Annotated in this window: 14 protein-coding genes and 2 pseudogenes; 7 read left to right on the top strand and 9 right to left on the bottom strand. The window is 43.6% G+C overall.

Features of this window, described 5'->3' with window-relative positions; all coding sequences use genetic code 11:
* Window positions 1–124: 124 nt before the first annotated feature.
* Window positions 125–980: pseudogene (locus F6K52_RS18400) on the bottom strand (reverse transcriptase domain-containing protein); the annotation flags it as partial.
* A gap of 578 nt (window positions 981–1,558) precedes the next feature.
* Window positions 1,559–2,332, bottom strand: a pseudogene (locus tag F6K52_RS18395) (transposase); the annotation flags it as partial.
* A 194-nt stretch (window positions 2,333–2,526) separates the two neighbouring features.
* Here F6K52_RS18395 and F6K52_RS18390 point away from each other — a divergent pair.
* The gene (locus tag F6K52_RS18390; protein WP_293080546.1) at window positions 2,527–4,677 is read left to right on the top strand and encodes a DUF1565 domain-containing protein; all 2,151 of its coding nucleotides are present in this window, start codon (window positions 2,527–2,529) and stop codon (window positions 4,675–4,677) included.
* Window positions 4,678–4,785: 108 nt separating this feature from the next.
* Here the strand turns inward: F6K52_RS18390 and F6K52_RS18385 are convergent, their stop codons facing one another.
* The 4 genes from F6K52_RS18385 to F6K52_RS18370 all read right to left on the bottom strand — a co-directional run bounded on the left by F6K52_RS18385 (window position 4,786) and on the right by F6K52_RS18370 (window position 7,242).
* Window positions 4,786–5,394 carry a Uma2 family endonuclease gene (locus tag F6K52_RS18385; protein WP_293080543.1) on the bottom strand — a complete coding sequence of 203 codons (609 nt, stop codon included), beginning with the start codon at window positions 5,392–5,394 and terminating at the stop codon, window positions 4,786–4,788.
* Window positions 5,391–5,549, bottom strand: a complete 159-nt coding sequence (locus F6K52_RS18380) for a hypothetical protein (protein WP_293080541.1) — start codon at window positions 5,547–5,549, stop codon at window positions 5,391–5,393. The genes F6K52_RS18385 and F6K52_RS18380 overlap by 4 nt, the downstream gene beginning before the upstream one ends.
* Before the next feature lie 252 nt (window positions 5,550–5,801).
* Complete coding sequence (locus F6K52_RS18375; RefSeq protein ID WP_293080552.1) at window positions 5,802–6,413, bottom strand: alpha/beta hydrolase; 612 nt, start codon at window positions 6,411–6,413, stop codon at window positions 5,802–5,804.
* A 199-nt stretch (window positions 6,414–6,612) separates the two neighbouring features.
* Window positions 6,613–7,242 (bottom strand): Crp/Fnr family transcriptional regulator, encoded by a 630-nt coding sequence (locus F6K52_RS18370; RefSeq protein WP_293080538.1) that lies wholly within the window; start codon window positions 7,240–7,242, stop codon window positions 6,613–6,615.
* A gap of 253 nt (window positions 7,243–7,495) precedes the next feature.
* Here F6K52_RS18370 and F6K52_RS18365 point away from each other — a divergent pair, with 253 nt between their 5' ends.
* The 3 genes from F6K52_RS18365 (at window position 7,496) to F6K52_RS18355 (ending at window position 10,070) form a co-directional block, all read left to right on the top strand.
* On the top strand, window positions 7,496–8,551 hold the full coding sequence (locus F6K52_RS18365) for a sirohydrochlorin chelatase (RefSeq protein WP_293080534.1): 1,056 nt from the start codon (window positions 7,496–7,498) through the stop codon (window positions 8,549–8,551).
* A gap of 82 nt (window positions 8,552–8,633) precedes the next feature.
* Complete coding sequence (gene sipA / locus F6K52_RS18360; RefSeq protein ID WP_293080530.1) at window positions 8,634–8,870, top strand: regulatory protein SipA; 237 nt, start codon at window positions 8,634–8,636, stop codon at window positions 8,868–8,870.
* A gap of 231 nt (window positions 8,871–9,101) precedes the next feature.
* A complete protein-coding gene (locus F6K52_RS18355) occupies window positions 9,102–10,070 on the top strand; it encodes an MraY family glycosyltransferase (protein WP_293080525.1) in 969 nt (322 codons plus the stop codon).
* Between the two features lie 23 nt (window positions 10,071–10,093).
* Here F6K52_RS18355 and F6K52_RS18350 read toward each other — a convergent pair whose 3' ends face one another.
* On the bottom strand, window positions 10,094–10,285 hold the full coding sequence (locus F6K52_RS18350) for a hypothetical protein (protein WP_293080521.1): 192 nt from the start codon (window positions 10,283–10,285) through the stop codon (window positions 10,094–10,096).
* Window positions 10,286–10,708: 423 nt separating this feature from the next.
* On the opposite strand from F6K52_RS18350, the gene F6K52_RS18345 reads away from it, so the two are divergent.
* Both F6K52_RS18345 and F6K52_RS18340 read left to right on the top strand, forming a co-directional pair.
* A complete protein-coding gene (locus F6K52_RS18345; protein WP_293080516.1) occupies window positions 10,709–11,611 on the top strand; it encodes a TetR family transcriptional regulator in 903 nt (300 codons plus the stop codon).
* A 37-nt stretch (window positions 11,612–11,648) separates the two neighbouring features.
* Window positions 11,649–13,493, top strand: a complete 1,845-nt coding sequence (locus F6K52_RS18340; protein ID WP_293080512.1) for a pentapeptide repeat-containing protein — start codon at window positions 11,649–11,651, stop codon at window positions 13,491–13,493.
* Window positions 13,494–13,529: 36 nt separating this feature from the next.
* On the opposite strand, the gene F6K52_RS18335 is transcribed toward F6K52_RS18340, so the two are convergent.
* Both F6K52_RS18335 and F6K52_RS18330 read right to left on the bottom strand, forming a co-directional pair.
* Window positions 13,530–14,243, bottom strand: a complete 714-nt coding sequence (locus F6K52_RS18335) for a DUF2259 domain-containing protein (protein ID WP_293080507.1) — start codon at window positions 14,241–14,243, stop codon at window positions 13,530–13,532.
* A gap of 112 nt (window positions 14,244–14,355) precedes the next feature.
* Window positions 14,356–14,772: a helix-turn-helix domain-containing protein gene (locus F6K52_RS18330; protein ID WP_293080503.1), complete on the bottom strand. Its 417-nt coding sequence runs from the start codon at window positions 14,770–14,772 to the stop codon at window positions 14,356–14,358.
* A gap of 642 nt (window positions 14,773–15,414) precedes the next feature.
* On the opposite strand from F6K52_RS18330, the gene F6K52_RS18325 reads away from it, so the two are divergent.
* The gene (locus tag F6K52_RS18325) at window positions 15,415–15,621 is read left to right on the top strand and encodes a hypothetical protein (RefSeq protein ID WP_293080499.1); all 207 of its coding nucleotides are present in this window, start codon (window positions 15,415–15,417) and stop codon (window positions 15,619–15,621) included.
* Window positions 15,622–15,733 lie beyond the last annotated feature (112 nt).

Here is a 15,733-nt window from a genome sequence, read left to right as displayed (position 1 = left end):
CTCTCGCTGTGCGACTCCTGAATTACTTCGGAAGCCGTGAGAGAATGGACACAGGCATTTGGACACTTACCTGGGGAGTTCTTCTGGAATCTCCCACTCTCCCGTGCGACTTTCAGGTCGCACTGACGAAGTCGTCTGCATACCTTATGAGACTGATACTTCTTCTTCTATCCCTTTTCCCTTTTATTTGGGTTTCTTTATAGGATAGATTTTCTGCGTATTCTTTTATAGTCTCTTCCATTCCGTGGAGGGCTATGTTTGCCAGTAGGGGTGATATTATTCCTCCCTGTGGAGTGCCCTCGTTTGTAGAGGAAAGTGTTCCTTCGTCTATTACTCCGGCTTTTAACCATCCTTTGATTAATCGCTTCATAGTGGGGAAGGTATTTAGTTTTGTGAGTAGTTTTTCATGGTTGATTTTGTCGAAACATTTCGATATATCAGTGTCCAGAACCCATTTGGGCTTTTTACGAATACTGTCGAATATTGCTTCGATTGCATCATGACATGACCTTCCTGGTCTGAAACCGTATGAATTGGTTTCAAAGCGAGCTTCCCATTCAGGTTAAGCGTGCCTGTTTGGTTAGTGCTTGTAGTGCTCTGTCGTATATGGTAGGTATTCCGAGTGGGCGTTTTTCTTTTCGACCAGGTTTTTCAATCCATACTCTACGTGTGGGTTGTGGTCGTTTGTATTTCCTAAGGTTTTCTGCTAGTTTTAGTCTTTGTTTCCCTGTTAGGGCTTTTTGACCATCTATTCCAGCAGTTCTTTTCCCTTTATTTTGTTGGGTTACCTTTCTGACTGCGAGCATTTTTGCTGACCAGGAACTCATTAAGGTTTTTTGTAACCGTCTTACCACGCGAACATTTCCACGTTCTGAGGCTTGATATATTCGCTTTTGTAACTTAAATACTGTAATTTCTAGCTTTCGCCAGTTTACTTTATTCCATTCCGACTCTTGTTTCAGAGTTTTGGATATATTCATTACTACTTACAACCATATCTTTTCCTATTACGTGAGTCTGTTGGCGTATCCATTACGTTACATAATGGCCTTAGCTTCTGACTCTATCTTTCCGTCGTAGACCTTGCGGCTAACTACCTACTTAGGAAATCGACCTTTTCCTAAGAGCATCTACGCGGTTACTTCGTTCCTGTAATTCCATTTTCTATGCTTTTAGAGTGATACTATCCACCGGAAGTCTCTTAGAGAAATCATCACCTGGACGCCAATCCTTGTGATTCTATGTACTTCGTTACTTATTTGTTTCCAGCGTTTCTAGCCTTATTGCGCTGGCTGAAGATTACGATGGTTCGTATGTATCTTCCCTTTCGGTACTCTTGAGCATTTTTCCTGCTACTAGTCCCATATTTAGGCTTATAGGGTTTCGCTGTTCGACCCCGCTTTAGGTTAGAGTTTGTTATTTCTCAGTACCTAGGGGTAGGGATGTCACTCAGATTTCTTGAGGGTTGGATTCTCACCAACATGGAATTCAAGTTATCAAGGTGTAAACCTTGTGGCCAATCCCCCCAGTGTTGGGTTTCTGACCAACGAATCACACTGGCGTGCTCTTCACGCTGCCTACTTATTCTAAGGTGAGTCCTGCCTAGTTTGTTAATGGCCTTTTTACGGTTAGATGTTCGCGAAGCGTGGCCTACGGCCTTGCCTTTCTTTTTTCGGGAAACTCGACGTTGATAAAACTTTAATCGCTTTTCGCTTTTTCTATAGAATCTAGGATTAGGTTCGGAGCAACCATCAGAGTCTGTATAAAACTCTTTTAAACCTACATCTAGCCCGACAGTAAAACCAGTAGCTTCTAATTGCTCTGAATTATCTACTTTGACGCAAAATTGAACATAATAACCATCAGCCTTTTTGACAAGGCGAACCCGCTTAATCAATTTATGGTCAAAACGCCATAAGTCCCAGGTCCCCTTGAGTTTAACCTTCCCGATACCCTTTTTATCTGTGAACTTGATAGACTTTTTGTCTGGTGATAGCTTCCATCCAGACTGCTTGTATTCAACAGAGCGAGAATGTTTTTTAAATTTTGGGTAACCTTTCTTTCCTGGGTTTTTATTTTTGCAGTTGTCAAAAAACCTTTTAATTGCTCGTTCTATATTTTCGACTGATGCCTGACAAGCATGACTATTAAGGTCTTTTACAAATTCAAACTCATCTCTTAGCTGGGTGTTATAACGGTATAGTTCTTTTTTGCCAATTCCGTGATTATCCATCCAAAAACGCAGCACCTTGTTTCGGACAAACCTGGCTGTCCTTATAGCTTCGTTTATAGCCACTTTTTGCGGTTCTTTCAGAATAGCTTTGAACTCCATTACTAACACCTAAAAATCACCTCCTTGGTTTTTAAGTTTGCTTACTATTATAGACTACAATCTAGAGTTAAAAGTTCCAGGACAGTTAGGGAATAAATTCCCTGCGGGCTAACCCCATGGATAGAATCGGTGGGGCGTTGCGCCCTTAGAACTTTCGGTCATATTCCTCAACATCGTACCCTCGGATAACAGCCATGAGTTTGATCAGAATTAACACTATAGAATTACCTATTTCCGCTCATTCCCACTGCCATCACCAGCATCATCAACATCAGCCTAGACGCTTTGATCTTGGGTTACCAGTGAAAACAATTTTGCTGGGATTAACCTTTAGCATCTTCAGCCAAGCTATCCCTTCAAGAATGGTGCCACTAGGATTAGGAGGAACCACGGCTTTAGCCCAATCAACTCAGGATGTTAGGGCAAGAAACCTGGATCATACCATAGAAAGAAAATTTTTGTTTGTAAACCCAGTTACCGGCAACGACACTAGTGGTGATGGCACCCAGGATTCACCTTTGAAAACTATCACTCAGGCGCTACAAGCTGCCCAGCCCAATACTGTGATTGTACTCTCTAGCGGTATCTACAGCAGTGAGATGGGTGAAACCTTCCCTCTACTTCTGAAACCCGGTATAAAGCTACAGGGCAACCCCCGCACTAGAGGTCACGATGTCGTTATTCGCGGCGGTGGTACCTTTGTTAGTGCCACGGCTGCTAGTCACGATGTCGTAATCGTAGGTGCTGACCAAACGATTATTTCTGGCGTGACCCTTAACAATACTAATCCAGAAGGTTATGGTTTGTGGCTGGAAGTCGGTTCGGTTTTAGTGGAAGACAATACCTTAACTGGGAATACCAAAAGTGGGATTGCTGTGGAGGGAAATAGTACACCAACAATTCGCAGTAACTACTTCTACAAGAATCAAGGAAATGGGCTCAGCATTTACGGAACCTCAAACACTCAAGTGGATGACAATGTATTTGAAAATAATGACTTAGGAATTCTGATTGCGGAAAACGTTGCACCCCATATTGTTAATAATCTTATCACTGGCAATATAAATGGGGTAGTGGTTGAAACCAATGCTCAACCATTTTTCCAGAATAACCTGATTGAAAATTCCCAACTGGATGGATTAGTCCTCAAGGTCGGAGCTAATCCGGATTGGGGAAATTCACCAGAATCAACAAACAATACATTAAACAATAAATTAAAGAATATATTTCGAGGCAATGGCCGGTTTGACATTAACAATCAAGAGTCTGAGCCTACTCTGATTGCTTTTGGTAATCAGCTACAAAAGGAAACTAACAGTGAGGTTAATTCAGGGGAGACTGAAAAGGATATCATTCAAGAGTCGAAGCTTGAAACACCAGCTGTTAGTAAACCAGCTAGTACTTCTGATGCTTCTGACAACCAAGCTGTTGTTATGGCAGAGAACTCTAATCACTCACAGAAGACTACGCCTAATTCTCAGGAGAATCCAACCACCCCCAGTCAAGTCGTCCCATCTCAACCGCCTGCCGAAAAGGAACCTACACAGGAATCTACATCTGCTCAGGTCTCAGCAGCTTCATTTCCTGTTCCATCGAGTTTGGAGCCTCAGGCATCTACCTCGACTGATAACATCGGCAAAGACGCAGCTCTAGATAATTCTGCAAGTACTGAATCTTCTAGACCAGCAGCAAGGTCCCAAACTGAGAGTCAGCAAACCTCTGAAACCCAACAGCCTTCTGATGCTAGGACTCAACGTTCACATTCTGAACCCCTGACACCCCTGACTCTGAAAGTTATTCAAAACCAAGAGCAGTCATCTTTTGAGGAACCAACATCTCCAGCCAAACCAGGAGAGGATTCTAGCCGTTTTACTCCGGCTTCACCCTCACAGGACGTGATTGATGCGTCAAGTGATAGCTCAAAACCAACACCGGTACCAGCCTCGACTGAGGAGGTTAACGTTATGATGTCAATGTCTAGTCAGATCAGTACACCGGTTAATCAAAATACTAGTGATCAAAATACTAGTGCTAGCTCTAATTCAGGTAGCTCAATTCCAGTGTTTTCTACCAGTACCCAATCAAACTCGGAACAAAGGGGACCTCAAGGAAATAATCCTACTTCAGCTCTACCCAGTCAGGGTTACCGGATTTTGGTAAATGCTGAGAGTGAGCAGCAACAAGATTTAATGCGATCGCTAATTCCCGATTCTTTTCTGACCTCCTTTGAAGGAAGAACTGTCATGCAAGCGGGATTGTTCACAACCCTCGAAAATATTGATCGGGTTCTGAAATTACTCAGTAGTTATGGTTTGAGCACCACTATTGTGCCTCTGAATTACTGATCAGACCAGGCAACTGGGAATGGGGAAGCTTTAACAGCAAGGGTTTGAGCAACTACAATTGAGCACATACAAGGGAACTAAACACAAGTTTTTAGAATTTATCTCAACTCACCCTTGCCAAATTTCCGCCATCGTCAGCACAAAACCAGGTAAAACCGATTCACCACTAACGGTGGTAGGATTGTCTAGCTGCTCAACTAATGCACCAGGGCGATAAATATAAACCTGGCGATGATCAGGGTCAATCAACCAGCCCAGTCTTGCCCCATTTTCTATATATTCTTCCATTTTATTTTTGAGGTCCTCTACCCGGTCATTGGGGGAACATAGCTCAATCACAAAATCGGGGCAGATAGGCGCAAATTGTCGTTTTTGTTTCCTGGTCAACCTTTGCCATCTTTCCAGTTTTACCCATGCCACATCAGGGGAACGATTAGCACCATTGGGAAGTTTGAAGCCAGTGGATGAATCAAAACCTTTACCTGTGCCATCTTGCTTCACCCATTTAGCAAAATGGTAGATTAGATCAAAATTTCTTCCCCCTGTTTCACTCCCAGTTGGGGACATAATAATTATTTCTCCCTCTGATGTCCGTTCAATCCGTAAGTCCCGGTTAATCTGACAAAATTCAAAGAACAGGTCATCATTTATCTCCAGTGCAGTCGGAATTTTCAACACTATGGGACTTGTTTCAACAGGTATATTAACTACAGTCATATAGCAAAGGGAACAGGGAACAGGGAACAGGGAACAGGGAACAGGGAGTAGGGAGTAGGGAGTAGGGAGTAGCGATGCAGCGCGGTCTTGGGGGAAACCCCCATGAGCGACTGCATCAAGACGGGAGTAGGGAATATCGCCTCAAAAATTATCACAATTAAATTAATTTAGGAGCCCTATAGTTGTTTGAGGTTTTCTATCCAATTAATGCTTTTGATAATGTTATTTCTATTTTAAAGGGATTCCAGATAAGTTAGGATACTGATATCAAATCCGGATAATTGCCCACAGTTACGATATCCAGAACATTATCTTTCTCCCCCTGCACCCGAAGCTCCCCTGTTCCCCCTGCTCTACTCACCAGGAAGTATGGTTATTCAACCGGATTTGATCTGACCATCTCTGTTTTATCTATTGAATAAAACAAATTCCCGGAGCAATTCTAAAAGCTCTAATGAAATCTCATGACCCATATCTAATTCTCTGTACTGCACTGCTGCTCCCAAATTGAGTAAATAATCTCGTAACCGGTGAGCAGCACTTAAAGGAACAACCGTATCTTGTCTACCATGCACAATTAAAATGGACGGCAACGATGAATCAAGCTTTTGAGGGGTTCGATGCATATAGCCACTCAAGGAGGCTAAACCTGCCAGGGGTAAGGTTAACCCTACATCTAGAGCCATTGCCCCACCTTGAGAAAAGCCACACAAAATTGTGGAGGACAGGGGAATACCTGTAAAACCTTGGAGAGAATTGAGCCAGTAGCTCAAGCGCTCTTCGCTTTCTTCTAATCCCCGATAGTCGTCTCTTGCCAAGTCGTACCACATTCTGCCACCAGTTACCTGAGGGTGACTAAAAGGAGCATCGGGAATTAAAAATTGGGTGTTGGGCAAGTTTAACGATGGCACTAGAGATGCCACAGCTTGAGCATTAGCACCCCAACCGTGTAACGCTACGACCAATCGTGCTGGTCGTTGACCGTTTGCTGGTGGAATTGAAATCGCTTCGAGAGACAGGCCTCTTACTCCTGAAGAACACAAGTGATCAGCATTCCAGATAGATGGGCTGAACTAGCGCACACTGACGCTCTCCCCTAGGGAGTAGGTTTGGGGAATTAATCGGGGCTGCAACTAAAATATAAGCCGAATAGCTAACTTACTTTATGGCGCGCTTTTCTGGTTTCAGCCCAAGATATCTGTTAGTCTGAGAATCCTATCACCAATCTGCCACATTTGTAAAGCTGTCGTGCTTTAGGATAATGTGGCGAACGCTATCAACAGTAATGGCTCCCTCATTCTTGAACTTGCTGAGCAGTCGGGTAACTGTAACCCGCGTCGTTCCAATTGCATTGGCTAAATCCTGATGAGTAAGACGCATTCCGATCCGAATACCATCTGGTACTGGCTCACCAACTTCCCGTTTTAATAGCAACAGTAAATGTTGTAAGCGTACCTCAACCCGGCGCTGACCCGAGATTGCTAACAGGATCTCTGTCTGTCGCATCCGACGCACTAGTTGGGGTAAGATAGTTTGAGCTATATAGGGATAATTATTGATTTCCGCTAAAGAATACCATTTGAGACGGACATCAGTTAGGGCGATTGCCTGATAAGTTGACAGGACAGAAAACCAATTACCAAAGAATGCAGAAGACTCTGCCCAACCCAACCATATCTCCTCCCCTTCTGGGGAAAGGGTACTCAGCTGGACTCGGCCCTCGTCTACCTCCCAAACACCCTGTGCTACTAGAGGGATCTGCTCACCCCTAGCGTAGAAATGCAATCGGCGTTTAACCTTTGGATCTTGCTGCTTTCTCTCTAGAATTGCTCTCGAAAATTGGTGCATAGGGGCAACAAGGCGTGGATACTTTCCCTACCTTAAAGCAATAAGGTAAAGGGTCGGTAATCAAGAGATTAAGCCATTACAGAAATGAGGTATTAATAATAAAGGATGAAGTATTCAGGAGCAATATCGATGCTACCCCTGAGTTATTGTCCTTACCTTCCTTACCACTAAAATGCCCTTTAGTAAATTAAGTATGTAATAAGTATGTAAGTATGACGTAGAAGTATGAGCTATGAATGATCAAGGATGAAGTATGAAGATCGATGTCACAGATGAGTCATTGTCCCTATCTCCCCTACCGCTAAAACGCCCGTTATTAATGGTTGGTCACGGCACTAGAGACGCCGATGGGCGTCAGACTTTCCTTGATTTTGCCCAGACCTATCAAACCTTGAACCATTCTCGACCAGTAGTGCCTTGTTTTTTAGAACTGACTGGTCCAACTATTCAAGAGGGAGTAGAGAGTTGTGTTCAGCAGGGTTATACAGAACTGACTGTATTACCGATTTTACTGTTTGCAGCTCGCCACAATAAATTTGATGTTACTAACGAGTTAGACCGGGCAAGAGCAAAATATCCCCAAGTCAAGTTTCACTACGGGCGTCATTTTGGAATTACTACAGGAATTCTGGATTTATGGCGGCAACGGCTTGCCAAACTTGACCAACCCCAACCAGAGTTAGCTGTTAGCCAGTTGAAGGGTCAAGCTTCCAATCTAGAACTTTCAACAAAACAACCTTTACCCTTAAGAAAAGACACAGTACTTCTATTTGTTGGTCGTGGGTCTAGTGACCCTGATGCTAATGGTGATGTTTACAAAATGGCTCGCATGCTCTGGGAAGGCAGTGGCTATAAAACTGTGGAAACCTGCTTTATTGGCATCACCCATCCTCGATTAGAAGAAGGCTTCCGTCGCGCCCGACTATACCAACCTAAGCATATTATAGTACTTCCTTACTTCCTATTTACCGGGGCTTTAGTAAAAAAGATTTTTGATATCACAGCTCAGCAGCAGAAACTTTATCCAGAGATTCCCTTGACCTGTTTACCAGAAATGGGAATTCAGCCTCAGCTGCTATCTGTGCTCAGGGACCGAGAAATCGAGGCACAGTTGGGGCAAGTGCAGATGAATTGTGAGATGTGTAAGTTCCGGTTAGCAGCCATTGATAATGGTGCTGACAACGGACACTCCCACCACCATCACCACGGGCATAACCACCACCACCACTCTCACCAGCATAATCACAATACCCCAGATCCCTATCAAGATTTGGAAAAATACCACCAGCGTATTTGGCAAGCACCCTAGGGTTAACAGGTTGAAGGTTAACCTTCAACATTCAACCTGTTAACCTTCAACCTTAAACCTGTTAACCTTTTTTGACTGACCAATGTCTCAAGACTTTAACGTTGGCGATCGCGTCAGAGTAATTACATTACCACGCTACGTCAAAACTGCTGAACCAATGCCGATGTTACGACCTCCTGATGTGATTAAAGTTGGGGAAGAGGGAGTAATCCTCGACCGACGTCCAGGAGGATACTGGGGTGTTCGCTTTTCTAGAGGAGCATTTCTGATCGATAGTCAGTACATTGAGTTAGTTCAGGAGGAAAATCCAAAGCCCTAATCCTTCAGTGCTAATCCCTTTTTCCTGCTGATGTGCTTCTGCCCATGTACCTTATTAACAAGATGAGCTTAATATTATCCATAGCGATTACAATTTTGCAGTGTGGACGTGACTTGGGAGATAGATGTGTACAGCTTCCTACAGTCCCTCGGAATTGCCAACCCTAGGGGAAGTGGCTGGCTGGCAGTCATATTAACTTTCGGATTGGCATGGGCAGTGACTAGATGCTTGATGCCAACTTTACGCTCGTTTGCTCTAGAGGTTGGTTGGGCTGACCAACCCAATGCGCGGCGGCTTAACCAAGAACCCTTACCTAATGCAGGAGGCTTAGCTATCTATACCGGAGTGGTAGCTGCCCTGGTACTAGCTACCCTCCTTAGACCGATTGTCATCGAAGGGGTGTTAGCTCAAGTGCTGACTATTCTCCTGGGGGGCTCGGTTCTGGTACTGGTAGGCTTTATTGATGATCAATTTGGTTTGCCTGCCTATGTACGCTTGTCGGTTCAAATTATTGCTGCCCTGCTGTTAGTGGCTAGTGGTGCTGGGATTAAAGCTACCTTCGGGACTCCGATTGATGTCCAACTCTCCATGTTACTTACGGTTCTATGGGTTGTGGGTATTACTAATGCCATTAACCTGATGGATGGGATGGATGGTTTAGCAGCAGGGGTCAGCTTCATTACTGCTATGAGCCTGTTAGCGGTTTCAGCTCAGTTTCCCAGTCGTGCCGCAGCAACATTGCTTCTGGCAGCCCTAGGAGGGTCAGCTCTTGGGTTTTTGCGCCATAACTTCCATCCTTCCCACATTATTATGGGAGATGCAGGTGCGTACTTTTTCGGCTATGTACTAGCTGCCAGCAGCATTTTAGGGTCTTTAAAAGTGACTACGGTATTTGCCCTAGTCCCCCCAGTAGTATTTTTGTTATTGCCAGTCCTAGATACTACTCAGGTATTTGTGCGACGGTTGATCAATGGTAAAAACCCTCTAACTACCCCAGGTAAGGACCACCTACATCACCGCTTGCTAGCCTTTGGTTTTTCCCAGCGCTATGTCGCCCTTATCCTTTGGGGCATTGCCTTAGTGTCTAACTGGCTAGCGATGAAACTGCAAGGTATGACTCCTAGGGTGATCTATGCCACCACAGGGGGTATCATTTTGCTCTTAGGGATTACTGTTTTGCAAAGAATTAGAGCAAAATAAAGCCTTCCCCAATTGTGGAATGATTAAGAGTAATCGGTAATTCGTAATGGGTCATTGGTAATTTGTAACTGACCCAACTCTACTTGATATCCCAAACCATAGTCAGCAATGTTTTGGTCAGTGCTGGTAAGGTCACCATGTGTGTAGGGCGTAAGCTGACGACTCTTGCAAAGGTGCGCTTTCCAATGGCCGGGTTTCCCGGCCTTGGGTCGCACCTCTGGAAGATATATTAAGAAATATTAAATTGTTAATTAAATTGACAATTTATAGGAGACCGCTGCTAAAATTAGTTGGTGGGTCAAACCCCACATACCATATTTTCTATTCAGTGCTATAATACATAACCTAATATTCTGATCTAGATTTAATCACCTGTTTTGAGGCGATTTGCTAACAACATAGCCCAATTCAGTAACCAGCAAGACTACCACAATTTAACCGATCACTTATTGGTGCAGTTGCTCATGGGGGTGACCCCAAATGCCTATGCTGCATCGCTATCGTAAAGCTTGAGTCAAGCTCCATTTGTTGGAGATTCAAGCTTCATCTCTTGGTGGAAAGCGCGAGTAGGGGTTTCTCCCAAAACCGCGCTGCATCCTTTTACCCTATTTCTTGCTTGCAGCGGTTGAAGATGACCGATGACCAATTACCCCTTAATTAATATCTTACTACCAGCTGTAGTTATCTCCAGCACTATATTTTCCAGTTTGACCTTACCGTTTGTTTTCAACAAATCAAAACCAATCGTTGTTGAAGTTAAACCGTTTTTAAACGTCGAACTTAAACCCATCTTCCATGAAGACCATAAGGATTTAGCAATTCCTTATCTTGGCGTTGCCATCCTAGCGAGTGTGTTAGCTGGTCTTGGCACTGTTGAAGTGGGAAGGCAATGGCAAAAATACCAAGCATCAGTCAGAGAAAAAAACAGACAACGCCTCCAGGAGATCAAATCCCTGAACCAAGCTGAATTGGAACCAGAGGAGCAACCAGATGTTCCAGAATACCAACCAGATGTTTCAGCAATAGCTCTTACCCAGACCGATGATTGGGTCAGGTATCAAAGACTAACTCCTCCTAACACTCAATCGTTTGCTGTTCAACAACCCCATGGTGTTGTTGATAGTAATAATGTTATTGAGTTTAAACGCAATAGAGTAGCTCAAACTACAGGGATGGCTGTAAATGTCAACCAACTGAACTCTTACCCTGAATCCCAAAACAATAATGGAGTTCAACTGAGGTCTTCCCCTGTTCCTGCTTTTGCTCTCCTTCAGGATTTGGAATTATCCTCCAGTCATATTATTAAATCCCGTCAGGATTACCAAATCTGCTGGATTAACGTACCTCATTTAAGCAGACGCTTATTAGCCATTAACGTTGATGGTCAATACTACAGTTTTTTACGATTAGAAAAAACTCAAGAACAACTTATCGCTATTTTGTCTAAGGTAGCTGATCAGCTCGATAAAATAGTAATTACTCATATCGATAAAGGGTATGTAATTTGGAATTGGGAACCGGAGGTTTTATCTAATAAATAATTTTGATGATTTTTAAATTAAAGCTATCGTACAAAATATGAATACTGATGAAATTCAGTCACAATATTCTCTTGGGGAAAGAGATTTTAGTGGAGCTGACTTAAGTCAAGTCAACCTCAGCCAGGTAAATCTGGAACGGGTAGTTTTATGGCGAGCCGACCTCAGTCAAGCAATTCTTACTGGCACTAACCTCAGTAGTGCTGATCTATGGGGAGCTAATTTGAGGGAAGCTAACTTAACTCAAGCTGTTCTATGTGGTGCTAATCTGGGTCAGGCAGACTTGAGCGAAGCTATTCTAGACTTAACTAACCTCCATACTACACTATACAATTTTTCCACTCAGTTTCCCCCAAATTTTGACCCTACCAAGGCAGGAGCTTATTTAATTGCCCCCGAGGCATTACTAACAGAAGCTAAATTGAGTGGGGTAGATCTCAGTGATACCAATTTAATGGGTGCTAATTTGACCAGAGCTGACCTCTGGAAAACTAACCTCAAAGGTGCTGATCTCAAAGAAGCTAATCTAACCCGTGCTTGCTTAATTGGGGCTGAGTTGCAGGATGTTGACTTAACAGGAGCTAATTTAACCCGGTCCAATCTGATGGGGGCAAACCTCAAGGGTGCTAAGCTTATAAATGCAACCCTGAGCGGTATACTCTACGACGAAACCACTCAGTTTCCTGAAGATTTTGACCCAGTGAAGACAGGAGGACATTTAATTGCTCCTGGTGTATCTCTAGCAATGGCTAACCTGAGTGAGTCAAATCTCAGTGGTGTGGATTTAAGTGAAGCAGACTTATCCCAAGTTGACCTGAGTCAGGGTCACTTTTTTGGTATATCTTTGCTTAGAGCTAATTTAAGGAAAGCCAATTTAAGAGGAGTTCAATTCTGGGAAGCGGATCTACGAGAAGCTGATCTACAGGAAGCGGATTTGCGGGGAGCGGACTTATGGTTGAGCTTAGTTAGTGGCGCGGATTTGAGAGGAGCAGATTTAAGGACAATTCACTTGTTTGGAGTAGATCTTTCCGCTACTAATCTCGAAGCAGTTAACCTCAAAGGAGCAATTTATAACGAAGAGACTCAATTTCCTGAAAATTTTAACCCCACAGCCCATGGGGCATATCTAATTGCTCCGGATGTGTCTCTGTGTGGGCTAAATCTTCAGGGGGCTGACCTCAGAGGAGCTGACTTGAGTAGGGCAGATTTGGGTAAAGTTAGCCTGTTTGGGGCAGATCTTTACTCGGTTAACCTGGAGGGAGTCAATTTGCTCGGAGCGCTCTACGACCAAGCTACTCGATTTCCAGAAGGGTTTGACCCCAGCCAACACGGAGCCTACTTAATTGCCCCCGGTGCATCATTTTCAGATCAAGAGTTAAATGGGACTGATCTGGGGGGAGCTAACTTTAGTAAGGTAAATTTGCTTGGTGCAGATCTGCGCTGTGCTAATCTCGAAGATGCTAAATTTGAGCGATCGCTCTATAACCAAACTACTCAATTTCCGGAAGGGTTTGACCCTAGTAAGTTGGGAGCATATTGCATTGTGCCTGTGGCTTCCCTGTCAGGGAAAGATTTCAGTGGAGCCAACTTAGGAGGAGTTGACCTGAGTCATGCTGATCTAAGTGGTGCTAATCTCAGTCAAGCTGACCTTTGGGGGGCAAACCTGAGTCAGGCAAACTTGGCAGAGGCTAATTTGACAGGTGCTGACCTGTTAGGGGCAAATTTAATTGGTGCTGACTTAACCAAGGCCACCCTAAGTGGTGCTAATCTCCATGGGGCACAACTTAAGGATGCTAAACTGACTGGGGTAGACCTGAGTGATGTTGACTTGAGCAACACGTTTATCAGTGGGGCAATTATGCCTGATGGTACGCTTCACCACTAAACTGTTAGAAAGCAAAAGGCAGAAGGCAAAAGTAGTTTAGATCGGAAAACTTTGAACAAAGGTTGTCTGAAAGTCAGCGTTATAGGTGGCTTGGTGGAGATTGATCAGTACAACTATGTTCTGTCTATTGGGGGATAAGCGAACTTCTCTGATGGAATATTTCCTGATAGCTTCACGGTAATTGTTCAGTTTACCTAGGGTCAGTTGGCGATAATTGTAATTAATGACTAGCTGCATTGAAGCCCGGTCTATATCAGACATTCCTCCAGACAAAACTGAGGGAATATAAATTTGTTCTAAACGAATCTCTAGTGGGTCTTTTTCTTTATCAACCAAGACCTTAACCGTTTCTGTGCCATTGGGTTGAATGGAACGCTCAATAATTGGCAGTTTGAGTCCTACTTTTAATTGATTGAGTCTTAAGCTCTGTCTTATTCTTTGGGTTTTCCTGAGTAAACTCTCTTCAGCCTCTTTAGGAGTGAGATTGGAATCCGAGTAGTTATAGTTAGTTTCTAGACAACCTTTCTTGACACAAGCGTTAGTGGCTACATCGATAATTTGAATTTTGGCAGTAGGAACCTTTGTGACATGGTTTCTAGCACTTTCCAGATAAATATAGTTGCGGCTATCTACAGAAAAACCTGACAATCGACGATTGGTTTTGACAATAAGTGCTAATCCCTCATCTCCAAGCAATAGTAGGAATAAGCTAGCAACCAACAAACTTGAATATAAATAAAAGCGTTTCATCCGACTTCCCTGATCCTTTAATTGATCTTTTCCATACCAGTGATGATGTTTCTCTGGAGTATAGCGTTTCCTAGTCTAATCAGGTAGTGTCTAGTCAGGTACTGTTACTAAATCAAATTACTTGAAAATCAGAGATAGTCTCAATCCACACCCTGGCTCCACATTTGAGGGGATCATCGGGGCGATACATCACTCGACATGGTCCATTGACTTCCACGGTATGACCATAAGTGTTTTGAGAGCCTCGTTTTACGGTAATCACAGGGTTGCGCTCCCCGGTCTTGAGATTGTTGCGAATTACCCTTTGATTAACATGAATCACAGCCTTAGTGTACTCTCTGCGCTTTGACCAGTTCCGCTTGGGACCGCGAGTGCCGGGAGTGACTACTGGCATGCCATCAAACAGAGGAATCACCCAAGTTCTACCGACTTTATAGGCTCCTTTAACTCTGCCTTTGCTCAGAAGGTAACGGACACGAGTGGCGGAAACACCAAGTAAATCAGCGGCTTGTGCGGTAGAAATCATCATGGGGAGTTAACCATTGCGTTAACGATACTGTTATCGTAACAAAATTTTGGAGAAGATGCAAGGGATGAGATTTTAGGTATTAATTACTAGGTGTAGTAGTGCGTTCGCGTAGCGGCTCCAAAGGAGCATCGCGTAGCGTAGCCCTTCGGGCTAATCGCATTTTAGTCAAAGCACCTCGTCAAAGCTCCTCAGTTGAGAGTTTCGAAAAAACTATTGCATTAGCGCAGCAATAATAATTGCAATCACTAACAATTGGTTAACTGCCTTCGAGGATGGTTCGATAAATTTTGAAAAAATTCCGAATATTCGTTCAAAATTATCCCCATCTCCCTATCTCTATCTATTTTTAGCCAGAATTAAACAGCCCTGCTCTGCTATAACCCTTACCGGCTCTGCTTTCTCGGTTCACTGTCACCCCGTGAGAGATTTAGGGTGATCAAGTTTTACCTTATGGGATATAGAATTGCTATATTATGTTCGGATAATTGGTAATAAAAAAAACTTGTTAAGTGTTAATAGTTTGTCAATTAACACTTAACAAGTATGCGCGGCCAGTGGCAAATTTAATTATTAATAGGTCAAGGGCACCTTTAACAAGTTAGATGAAGAGAGTTAGTACTTTTTATAGCGTTTATCGTAGCTATGAGGTACACATTATTTTTGCCCTCTTCACTCTTCACTCTTACCTATTACCTGCTCCCTGCTCCCTGCTCCCTGCTCCCTGCTCCCTGCTCCCTGCTTCCTGCTCCCTGCTCCCTGCTCCCTGCTCCCTGCTCCCTGCTCCCTGCTCCCTTAAACCCAATAATTTGTACCTCAAAAGTCGTAGAATTGCTATATTCCAAGAGATAATCTAGTTTTGGAAATATCTACGTCTAAATGGGCCTTTACCTCGAAATGTTCCTCCTATTTCTTGACGAATTTGTTGGCGCTGTTCGTCGGGTGAGCGCGTGCGTGCGTTGTG

This window comes from Moorena sp. SIO3H5, assembly GCF_010692395.1.
In the GTDB taxonomy this organism is placed as follows: domain Bacteria; phylum Cyanobacteriota; class Cyanobacteriia; order Cyanobacteriales; family Coleofasciculaceae; genus Moorena.
This window is presented reverse-complemented; position numbering and strand designations above follow the sequence as displayed.

Excerpts from the sequence above, each read along its gene's own strand:
- F6K52_RS18390 (WP_293080546.1), top strand. The coding sequence starts at position 2,527 with ATGAGTTTGATCAGAATTAACACTATAGAATTACCTATTTCCGCTCAT.
- F6K52_RS18385 (WP_293080543.1), bottom strand. The coding sequence starts at position 5,394 with ATGACTGTAGTTAATATACCTGTTGAAACAAGTCCCATAGTGTTGAAA.
- F6K52_RS18370 (WP_293080538.1), bottom strand. The coding sequence starts at position 7,242 with ATGCACCAATTTTCGAGAGCAATTCTAGAGAGAAAGCAGCAAGATCCA.
- F6K52_RS18365 (WP_293080534.1), top strand. The coding sequence starts at position 7,496 with ATGAAGATCGATGTCACAGATGAGTCATTGTCCCTATCTCCCCTACCG.
- sipA (WP_293080530.1), top strand. The coding sequence starts at position 8,634 with ATGTCTCAAGACTTTAACGTTGGCGATCGCGTCAGAGTAATTACATTA.
- F6K52_RS18355 (WP_293080525.1), top strand. The coding sequence starts at position 9,102 with ATGCCAACTTTACGCTCGTTTGCTCTAGAGGTTGGTTGGGCTGACCAA.
- F6K52_RS18345 (WP_293080516.1), top strand. The coding sequence starts at position 10,709 with ATGACCAATTACCCCTTAATTAATATCTTACTACCAGCTGTAGTTATC.
- F6K52_RS18340 (WP_293080512.1), top strand. The coding sequence starts at position 11,649 with ATGAATACTGATGAAATTCAGTCACAATATTCTCTTGGGGAAAGAGAT.
- F6K52_RS18335 (WP_293080507.1), bottom strand. The coding sequence starts at position 14,243 with ATGAAACGCTTTTATTTATATTCAAGTTTGTTGGTTGCTAGCTTATTC.
- F6K52_RS18330 (WP_293080503.1), bottom strand. The coding sequence starts at position 14,772 with ATGATGATTTCTACCGCACAAGCCGCTGATTTACTTGGTGTTTCCGCC.
- F6K52_RS18325 (WP_293080499.1), top strand. The coding sequence starts at position 15,415 with ATGAGGTACACATTATTTTTGCCCTCTTCACTCTTCACTCTTACCTAT.